Origin of the sequence: Rosenbergiella sp. YN46 (genome assembly GCF_036620675.1) — a bacterium.
Classification (GTDB): domain Bacteria; phylum Pseudomonadota; class Gammaproteobacteria; order Enterobacterales; family Enterobacteriaceae; genus Jejubacter.
Map to the genome: position 1 here is coordinate 1 of NZ_JAZHEE010000065.1, position 7,518 is coordinate 7,518.

The following is a 7,518-nucleotide window of genomic DNA, read 5'->3' on the forward strand; positions in this document are numbered from 1 at the left end:
GTATTGCCCTGGATGATTTCGGTACGGCTTATTCCAATATTTCCAAAATCAACAAACTGCCGGTGACCAGTATCAAAGCACCGCCGTGTCGTCATCCGAAGGGTGAAATGCACTCCGCCAAAACTTTTTGCGAAGGATCGCAAAAACTTTTGTCTCCGCCCTTCTCCTTCCGCCACGCCGTTGCTCCTCTGCCCTTGCCGCGAAGAACTCACCGGGAGCAACTGTCTTGAACGATAAAATCATGGCGCAACGGGTAGTCAGCGGGGAGCAGGTCAGATGGTAGATAAAAAGAAGCCAGCAGAGAGTAATGGCTTGGGTGGAATGCGTTTTTAGTGATAAGTATGGTGCCGACTACCGGAATCGAACTGGTGACCTACTGATTACAAGTCAGTTGCTCTACCTACTGAGCTAAGTCGGCGTTGGACCGCCACCGGGGCCTCGAACCTCGTACTACAACACCTGGTTGCCGCTCTTCCCGATGAGCTAGTGGCGGTTTGGTGGCCCTTGCTGGACTTGAACCAGCGACCAATCAGTTATGAGCCGACTGCTCTAACCAACTGAGCTAAAGGGCCGGGGGACGAAATAGTACACAACCGAAACTAGCCATGCAAATCGAATGGCTTTTTATTGTTGCCAGCTCCCGTTTCTGCGATTCTAAATGTCGCTAAAAGTAGCCAAAACAGACATGAAAAAAAGTTAACTCAGAGACAATTTAATGTGCATTCCGCATGCAGCTGCGTAGCGCTGCAAAGTTGAGAGGCTTGCACTTGACACGTTTCTCTCAAGTCGACTTACTGCTGGCTGACTGACCCCCATGCGTGCAGCAATTTCTGTGCTGGTCAATCCTGATTTGGATTTCATTTCGACCAGGACTGCTCGAAGCTCTTCTTCCTGTGTTTCTTCCTCGTAAGCCTTTTTGACTTCAGGGTTTGCAAGCGCTTTCGCTTTAATTTCTGAAAATCTGATACCTTTAACTGCCATCTTTCAACTCCTCCCATCTTGACTTAGCCAGCGCTATCTCAGCTTTTGGCGTCTTAGGGGTTTTCTTGATGAACGTTCTTAATATGTAGATCCTGCGTCCTTTGGCGTAAGCAAAAATGTTCTGGTTATGTCTTTGCGGCCAACTCGTAACTCGAACAATCCACCATCGATGATGTCTGTATCCGGATACCTTAGCTCTGGTCCTTTTGCTTCAAGCTTTTCAAGTCCTTTAAGAGCTTTTGCCTGCATAACAGGCTCGAGTTCATAAATTTCGCTTTCAGCGTCGGGGTGGAAAATTAGTTCGTACATGTGAATCCCCTTGTAAGCAGGGATTATAAGTTATACGTTATAATAACTCAAGGGTTATTATTTGAGGCGCCATTAACCAATCAGAGCGATATGTCCTGACAGATATTCCTGCATTGAAGCGTATGGGACAGACTTTATGGATTGACCGAATGGTACTTAGGATCCCATTCTTCCTCCTTTCTGAGCATTGCATTCAGTATCGTTAGTAATTTCCTCATACAAGCGACCAATGCGACTTTTTTAACTTTCCCTGAATCGACAAGACGAACGTAGAATTGCTTGATTACTGGATTATGGCCAGTAGCAACGACGGTGGCCGGCTTTGTTGAATAAATCAGATTTCGGGTAAGCATCCCCGTAGCGGCCGGATTTTCAGGCAATACGCACGCTTTCTGGCATACCTGCCTTCGTCATTTTGTTCAGCGTACGCACCATGGCCAAAGCCTCTGCTACCTGACCATCGTAATCGCGCAGTGTCAGAGTCCCCCCGAACAGTTGCTTTACTCTGTACATCGCCGTTTCCGCTATCGACCGCCGGTTATAATCTGTTGTCCATTTCCACCGGGCATTGCTTCCGCTCAGTCGCTGATTTGCAACTGCACGGTTCCTGTCTGCATACTCCCCCGACCAGTAACCTGCCCCCTTTCGGGGAGGAATTAAGGCCCTGATTTTCTTACCCCGCAGTTCATCGTGACACAACCGGGTATCGTAAGCTCCGTCTGCCGCTGCCGTCCTGATTTTTCGATGTGTCTGCCGGATTAGCCCGGGGAACGCCTCTGAGTCCGTTACATTGTTCAGTGACAGGTCTGCGCAAATAATTTCATGTGTTTTTGCATCTACAGCAAGGTGCAGCTTTCGCCAGACGCGACGGCGTTCTTTGCCGTGTTTTTTGACTTTCCACTCTCCTTCACCGAAGACTTTCAGCCCGGTGGAATCAATCACCAGATGGGCTATCTCACCCCGGGTAGGCGTTTTAAAACTAACATTGACCGACTTCGCCCGCTTGCTGACACTGGTGTAATCCGGGCAGCGTAAAGGGCCCCCCATCAGGGCAAAAATGGAATCAATAAAGCCCTGCGCGGCCCGGAGGGTCAGCCGGAATACGCGTTTAATCATCAGAACGGTGGTAATGGCAAGGTCAGAATAGCGCTGAGGTCACCCCCGTGATGACGGGGTTGCAGTTTCGTACCAGGCCTTAACCGCTTCATTGTCCAGCCAGAAGGTGACAGAGCCACGGTTGATAAGGGCTTTGTTGTAGTGACGCCAATTGGTGATTCTGAATGTCTGCTTTGCCACGGGACTGCCTGTGTTATCAGGAGAATGTGTGATCTGATCCTTAAACTCAGCAAAAGTTCGATTTATTCAACAAAGCCTTGCTAAAGTAGAAGCTTGTGCTATCTGTTATCAGAACACTCCTCATTGAGAAAAACTCATGGGCTATACACAGTCAAAACAATGGATAGATATAGCAGAAAAATTTTCCTCAAAAATCAGGGAGGAGAAAGAAAAGGTTATCATCCCGGCCTGCATGGAGGTGCTTACTGAGTACAAGAATAGTCTACCACATAATAGTTTGGCTCTTGACTTCGGTGGAGGTGATGGTTTGATACTATCTCATTTAGTACCGCACAATAATTTCAGGTGGTATTACCATGATATATCATTAGAACAGGAAAAAACATTCAGGAAAAAGAATGACCTTACAAACATAACGATCCTCAATGATATTGATATAAAATTCAATATAATAATGTGTAATCATGTTGTTAATTGCATGGAAAACACCTCGGAGTTAGAGACTTTATTTAAAAAACTTTATTCGCTCCTTTTGATGAAAGGAATGCTTATAATTACCATTAACCATCCTTTATATATCCATAAAAAACACAGGTATTATTCATGTGTCGCAACGCATTTAAATTACAAGGATGGTTCTAAACTTGACACTACAATTTACGATAAAGTCAATGAACATCTAATATTTAGTGATATATACTGGTCATATGATACCATCCTTGATGTAATTGGTCGTACTGGTTTTATGTGCCTGAGAAAAAAGCATATTAATGTACCAGGCTGGAGTTATCCATCCTATCTTCAACTTATACTAACAAGGAGTGATGCGTGAAAAAAAACGTTACCCAATACATCGAGAGATGGCTATCAGAAGAAGAAAAAAGGCACACTAATAATATCGTTATAACGATGGATTTAGCGGGTGTAACTTTAACTGTCCCTCCTTATATTTTTCTTCCTGATCCCGAGATAACTCACTCTACACCGTTGCTCTTAAAATCAATTGGAGATTATGATTTTCACGGTAAAGAAGTGCTGGACCTGGGAACAGGCAGTGGTTTTTTTGCAATATATTCAAAATTAAAAGGCGCAGCTTCAGTTGTCGCTACGGATATAGAAGATAAGATTCTTCTGCAGGCTTTAAATAATGCAAAAACTAATGGTGCAACGAATATTCAATTTATTGAAAGTAATATATTTGGCAATATCAAAGGAAGATATGACTATATTTTTGCAAATGGTCCAATATCAGCCAGAGCTTGGCCAAAAAGTAAAACAAACGGGCATTCCATTGAAAGCTATGGTGATGTTTTGTTTTCTCAGTATCGAGATTATTTAAAACCAGGCGGTTTAATGTTTATGACTTTTGCAGAATTTGGTCCTGTTAGCGTGTTTTACGAAACACTTAAAAAAAACAGTGTTAAATTTAATGAATACAGGGAGGAAAAATTTGGTATTTGGTGGGCTTTTTATCAAATCTATCGATAGATTATTAGAAAAAAACTTTAGCAAATCCCTGCCTATCTTCATGGGCTACGCTAGAAAGGCAGCCAGTTGGCCGTGGATGATTTTGGTACGAGCTACTGCTCACTGAGCCTGCTTCAGAGTCTGCCGGTGGATTACCTGAAAATTGACAAAATATTCATCGACAGCCTGAAATCGGCCGGAGCCGACACGCCGGTACTGGACAACCTTTTGGGCCGCAGTAGACGGCTGGGGCTGACCTCCATTGCCGAGGGCATAACGGTCGCACATCAGGCTGACTGGCTGATAAAAAATCAGGTGCCTTACATTCAGGGTTATTACTATGCCAGCCCGGTAATGACTCCAAGTTACTGATAGTGTTTTATGTTCAGATAATGCCCGATGACTTTGTCATGCAGCTCCACCGACTTTGAGAACGACAGTGGTTTCCTGCCCAGCCTTGCCAGATGCTGCCTCAGATTCAGGTTATGTCGCTCAATGCGCTGCGTGTAACGTTTGCTGATAACGTGCAGCTTTCCCTTCAGGCGTGATTCATACAGCGGCCAGCCATCCGTCATCCATACCACCACATCAAAGGCCGACAGCAGGCTCAGAAGACGCTCCAGCGTGGCCAGAGCGCGTTCTCCGAAGGCGTGCGCCACAACCGCCCTGCGTATCCTGTCATAAGCGTAAAACAACCAGCGCTGGCGTGATTTCGCGCCAACGTGACCCCACTGTTCATCCATTTCAGCGCAGACAATGACGTCACTGCCCGGTTGTATACGTGAGGTTACAGACTGCGGCCTGAGTTTTTTAAGTGCCGTAAAATCGTGTTGAGGCTAACGCCGATAATGCGGGCACTGGCACGGCATCCGACGCCATTCATGGCCATATCAATGATTTTCTGGTGTGTACCGGGCTGAGAGGCGGTGTAAGTAAACTGTAGCTGCCATGTTTTACGGCAGTGAGAGCAGAGATAGCGCTGATGTCCGGCAGTGCTTTTACCGTTACGCACCACGCCTTCAGTAGCTGAACAGACGGGACAACTGATGGAGATGGAAGCCACGGGAGCACCTCAAAAACACCATCATACACTAAATCAGTAAGTTGGCAGCATTACCGTATATTCGTTAATTTCATATCAATACCGTTGCCCCTGAATAGTTTTCTGGGAGATTCGGGCATCGCACCGTGTATTAACTGCGTTACAGGTAAGATCATTCGTAAGCGTAAACCCGTGCCCTGGTTGCGGCAGTGATATGAAATACCTCAGTGGAGTCAATGCGGAACAGCAGGAACTGGTCTCCGGCCCCCTGAAAGTAATCGGTACGGTCAGAGCCTAAACCCGATGAGACTGCATTGTTGAAGTACCTGCACCATCACGTCCCATCGATAGGGTATCACCGGACCAGGTCTGCTGGTCCGCGTGCTAACGGGCAAGTACATTGACATCCTCCCCTCGAAAGGAAGGGAATTCCTACAGCCAGGCGACAATGTCCTGCCGCGAGGATGTTCTTTGCGGCGTTTACGTGCGGCCATGAGTGGTTCCGCACTCACAACAAGTGTTAACGGAGATAGCCCCGCAACACGAACAAGCCTAGGTGGAATACCTTTCGTTGACCACGTCGAACACCACGACCGCTCAATTCGTCGGTATCGCTGAAAACACGTCATTATCCTGCCCGATCTGCGGTAAAAACTGCCCTGTGCACGACCACCGACATCGCAAATGGCATCACCTTGATACCAGCCAGTTAGCCACTCTGGTTGAAACCGATGTCCCTCGAATCATGTACCTTAACCGGGCGATGCTCACCGACTGGGTGGATACGTGTTGCCGGCTAATGACCCGCGGGATGAGGCCGGTTACCGCTACACCCCCACAGCAACGCCGCTAGGATGATATGTTCAACCCCCGCATCATTGAGCACCAGAGCAGTCCGGACAGGCATATGGCACTCAGACTCATGTGGTACTCAATTGCCGACATGCAGAAACACCAGGACGCCGGTCATGAGCAGCTGCCGCGGGTTATTCCGCTGCTGTTTTCCCACGGTCGTGGCAGCCCCTGGCCTTACACGCTGAACTGGACCGAGCTGTTTACCAGTCCGGGAACTGCACGAAAACTGTATACCGGTGATTTTCCCCTCATCGATGTCGGCGCCATCGATGACGATGAAATCATGAAGCACCGCCGGATGGCCCTGCTGGAGCTGATGCTCAAGCACGCACAAACCCGCGACCAGGCTGAGTTGACCGAACATCTGGCCACCCTGCTGACTGCGGGTTACACACTACCGATGAGCAGCTGGTCACGTTAATGAAATGGATGCTGCAGACAGGAGACACGGCCAGACCCGAAGCCTTCCTGCAGGAACTGGCACACCGGTCACCGCAACACGTGGAGATTTTAATGACGATTGCACAACGACTGGAACAGAAAGGGCTGGAGAAGGGTATGCCATGCAGCTGCCACGAGGCGACCCAATGGCTGACAGTGGAGTTGTGGAGGCCAAAATGCGCAGCGGCCCTCTTCATCCCGCCCTGACCAGAGAGATAATACTTTACGACCGCAATGCGAAATTCCAGCGTTTATCGTGGTTTGCCCATTAAAATGCACCTTACTCAGTTAGTGTCCAACTTTTGGGGTGCAGTTCATTTAGGGCGGGGAGGATGTTAATTGCTGGTTAGTAAAAAACGCACTACATTTGTAATTACATCTGTAGTGTATGTATAATAACTGTACACGATATAACCGGAGTACGAGCAATGAGCACAATTCAAATCCGCGTTGATGACGAACTGAAAAAAGACGCCTATCAGGCCTTTGAAAAACTGAATCTGTCACCTTCAGACGCTCTTCGTCTGTTCCTGCGGTATGTCGCAGAGAACGAAAAACTCCCCTTTGCTGAAGTCTCAGTGATGGTGAGCGAAGATGATGAGGACGCTGATATTCTTGCAGTCGTTCGGGAAAGACTGAAAAATCCGGCCAGACGGATCAGGGTTAACGTTGATGACCTTTAATGTTGAATTTGACGAAAGGGCATTTAAGGAATGGAATAAGCTCGAAAAAACGATCCGCGAGCAATTCAAAAAGAAGCTAAAAAAGCTTCAGCAAAACCCTTATGTGGAATCAGCCCGGCTGCATGGTGATCTGGCAGGTTGCTTTAAAATAAAGCTGAGAGCATCCGGTTTTCGTTTGATTTACAAGGTCATCAATGACGAGATTGTTATATGGGTGGTCGCGGTAGGTAAACGGGAAGACGAAAAAGCCTATGAAACGGCCAGAAAGCGTCTTTTATAAAATAACTATCACGCTCATACATAACCTACCTCAAGGTGGGTTTCGCCAGAAATATCTCTGGTATTCAGAAGCGCCTTTACCGGACCTTGTAGTGGTCAACAAAAACTGGCCACAGCTTTAGAGTTTTTCCAGAACAATCGTTCTGATTCATCCGGCGTCAGACC

Annotated in this window: 9 protein-coding genes, 2 tRNA genes and 6 pseudogenes; 9 read left to right on the forward strand and 8 right to left on the reverse strand. The window is 47.2% G+C overall.

All coding sequences use genetic code 11. The annotated features are described in order from the left end of the window. A pseudogene (locus tag V3W49_RS22140) lies at positions 1-230 on the forward strand (hypothetical protein); the annotation flags it as partial. Between the two features lie 112 nt (positions 231-342). On the opposite strand, the gene V3W49_RS22145 reads toward V3W49_RS22140, so the two are convergent. The 6 genes and pseudogenes from V3W49_RS22145 to V3W49_RS22170 all read right to left on the reverse strand — a co-directional run bounded on the left by V3W49_RS22145 (position 343) and on the right by V3W49_RS22170 (position 2,586). Then, positions 343-418, reverse strand: a tRNA-Thr gene (locus V3W49_RS22145). 77 nt (positions 419-495) lie between these two features. Further along, positions 496-572, reverse strand: a tRNA-Ile gene (locus V3W49_RS22150). Positions 573-696: 124 nt separating this feature from the next. Continuing rightward, positions 697-981 (reverse strand): helix-turn-helix domain-containing protein, encoded by a 285-nt coding sequence (locus tag V3W49_RS22155; RefSeq protein WP_080860922.1) that lies wholly within the window; start codon positions 979-981, stop codon positions 697-699. Continuing rightward, positions 971-1,290 (reverse strand): annotated as a pseudogene (locus V3W49_RS22160) (type II toxin-antitoxin system RelE/ParE family toxin). Before V3W49_RS22160 ends, V3W49_RS22155 begins: the two are co-directional and overlap by 11 nt. Positions 1,291-1,424: 134 nt before the next feature. Beyond that, positions 1,425-1,607, reverse strand: a pseudogene (locus V3W49_RS22165) (IS110 family transposase); the annotation flags it as partial. Between the two features lie 55 nt (positions 1,608-1,662). Beyond that, positions 1,663-2,586, reverse strand: a pseudogene (locus V3W49_RS22170) (IS5 family transposase). 136 nt (positions 2,587-2,722) lie between these two features. Between V3W49_RS22170 and V3W49_RS22175 the strand changes: the two are divergent. The 3 genes from V3W49_RS22175 to V3W49_RS22185 all read left to right on the forward strand — a co-directional run bounded on the left by V3W49_RS22175 (position 2,723) and on the right by V3W49_RS22185 (position 4,425). Then, a complete protein-coding gene (locus tag V3W49_RS22175) occupies positions 2,723-3,418 on the forward strand; it encodes a class I SAM-dependent methyltransferase (RefSeq protein ID WP_500148123.1) in 696 nt (231 codons plus the stop codon). Further along, positions 3,415-4,074, forward strand: coding sequence for a 50S ribosomal protein L11 methyltransferase (locus tag V3W49_RS22180; RefSeq protein ID WP_500148124.1), 660 nt, complete (start codon positions 3,415-3,417; stop codon positions 4,072-4,074). The genes V3W49_RS22175 and V3W49_RS22180 overlap by 4 nt, the downstream gene beginning before the upstream one ends. A gap of 66 nt (positions 4,075-4,140) precedes the next feature. Further along, a complete protein-coding gene (locus tag V3W49_RS22185) occupies positions 4,141-4,425 on the forward strand; it encodes an EAL domain-containing protein (protein ID WP_500148125.1) in 285 nt (94 codons plus the stop codon). Here V3W49_RS22185 and V3W49_RS22190 read toward each other — a convergent pair. Next, positions 4,419-5,116 (reverse strand): IS1 family transposase gene (locus V3W49_RS22190; RefSeq protein WP_500148127.1). Its coding sequence is split into 2 segments (ribosomal slippage): positions 4,419-4,867 and positions 4,867-5,116, totalling 699 coding nucleotides; the frame shifts between segments, so codons are not numbered across the junction. The two genes, V3W49_RS22185 and V3W49_RS22190, sit on opposite strands and share 7 nt — an antisense overlap. A 172-nt stretch (positions 5,117-5,288) precedes the next feature. Here V3W49_RS22190 and V3W49_RS22195 point away from each other — a divergent pair. The 3 genes and pseudogenes from V3W49_RS22195 to V3W49_RS22205 form a co-directional block, all read left to right on the forward strand. Continuing rightward, positions 5,289-5,509, forward strand: a pseudogene (locus V3W49_RS22195) (IS66 family transposase); the annotation flags it as partial. Between the two features lie 142 nt (positions 5,510-5,651). After that, positions 5,652-5,843 (forward strand): annotated as a pseudogene (locus V3W49_RS22200) (transposase family protein); the annotation flags it as partial. Positions 5,844-6,002: 159 nt separating this feature from the next. Beyond that, on the forward strand, positions 6,003-6,371 hold the full coding sequence (locus V3W49_RS22205) for an Rpn family recombination-promoting nuclease/putative transposase (protein WP_500148128.1): 369 nt from the start codon (positions 6,003-6,005) through the stop codon (positions 6,369-6,371). Here V3W49_RS22205 and V3W49_RS22210 read toward each other — a convergent pair. Continuing rightward, positions 6,271-6,588 carry a helix-turn-helix domain-containing protein gene (locus V3W49_RS22210; protein WP_500148129.1) on the reverse strand — a complete coding sequence of 106 codons (318 nt, stop codon included), beginning with the start codon at positions 6,586-6,588 and terminating at the stop codon, positions 6,271-6,273. The two genes, V3W49_RS22205 and V3W49_RS22210, sit on opposite strands and share 101 nt — an antisense overlap. Before the next feature lie 231 nt (positions 6,589-6,819). Between V3W49_RS22210 and V3W49_RS22215 the strand changes: the two genes are divergently transcribed. Then, positions 6,820-7,074 (forward strand): type II toxin-antitoxin system RelB/DinJ family antitoxin, encoded by a 255-nt coding sequence (locus tag V3W49_RS22215; RefSeq protein ID WP_000104338.1) that lies wholly within the window; start codon positions 6,820-6,822, stop codon positions 7,072-7,074. Beyond that, on the forward strand, positions 7,064-7,354 hold the full coding sequence (locus tag V3W49_RS22220) for a type II toxin-antitoxin system RelE family toxin (protein WP_500148131.1): 291 nt from the start codon (positions 7,064-7,066) through the stop codon (positions 7,352-7,354). The genes V3W49_RS22215 and V3W49_RS22220 overlap by 11 nt, the downstream gene beginning before the upstream one ends. Positions 7,355-7,518 lie beyond the last annotated feature (164 nt).

Coding starts and splice junctions, on each gene's coding strand:
- V3W49_RS22155 (WP_080860922.1), bottom strand. CDS start 981: ATGGCAGTTAAAGGTATCAGATTTTCAGAAATTAAAGCGAAAGCGCTT.
- V3W49_RS22175 (WP_500148123.1), top strand. CDS start 2,723: ATGGGCTATACACAGTCAAAACAATGGATAGATATAGCAGAAAAATTT.
- V3W49_RS22205 (WP_500148128.1), top strand. CDS start 6,003: ATGGCACTCAGACTCATGTGGTACTCAATTGCCGACATGCAGAAACAC.
- V3W49_RS22210 (WP_500148129.1), bottom strand. CDS start 6,588: ATGAAGAGGGCCGCTGCGCATTTTGGCCTCCACAACTCCACTGTCAGC.
- V3W49_RS22215 (WP_000104338.1), top strand. CDS start 6,820: ATGAGCACAATTCAAATCCGCGTTGATGACGAACTGAAAAAAGACGCC.
- V3W49_RS22220 (WP_500148131.1), top strand. CDS start 7,064: ATGACCTTTAATGTTGAATTTGACGAAAGGGCATTTAAGGAATGGAAT.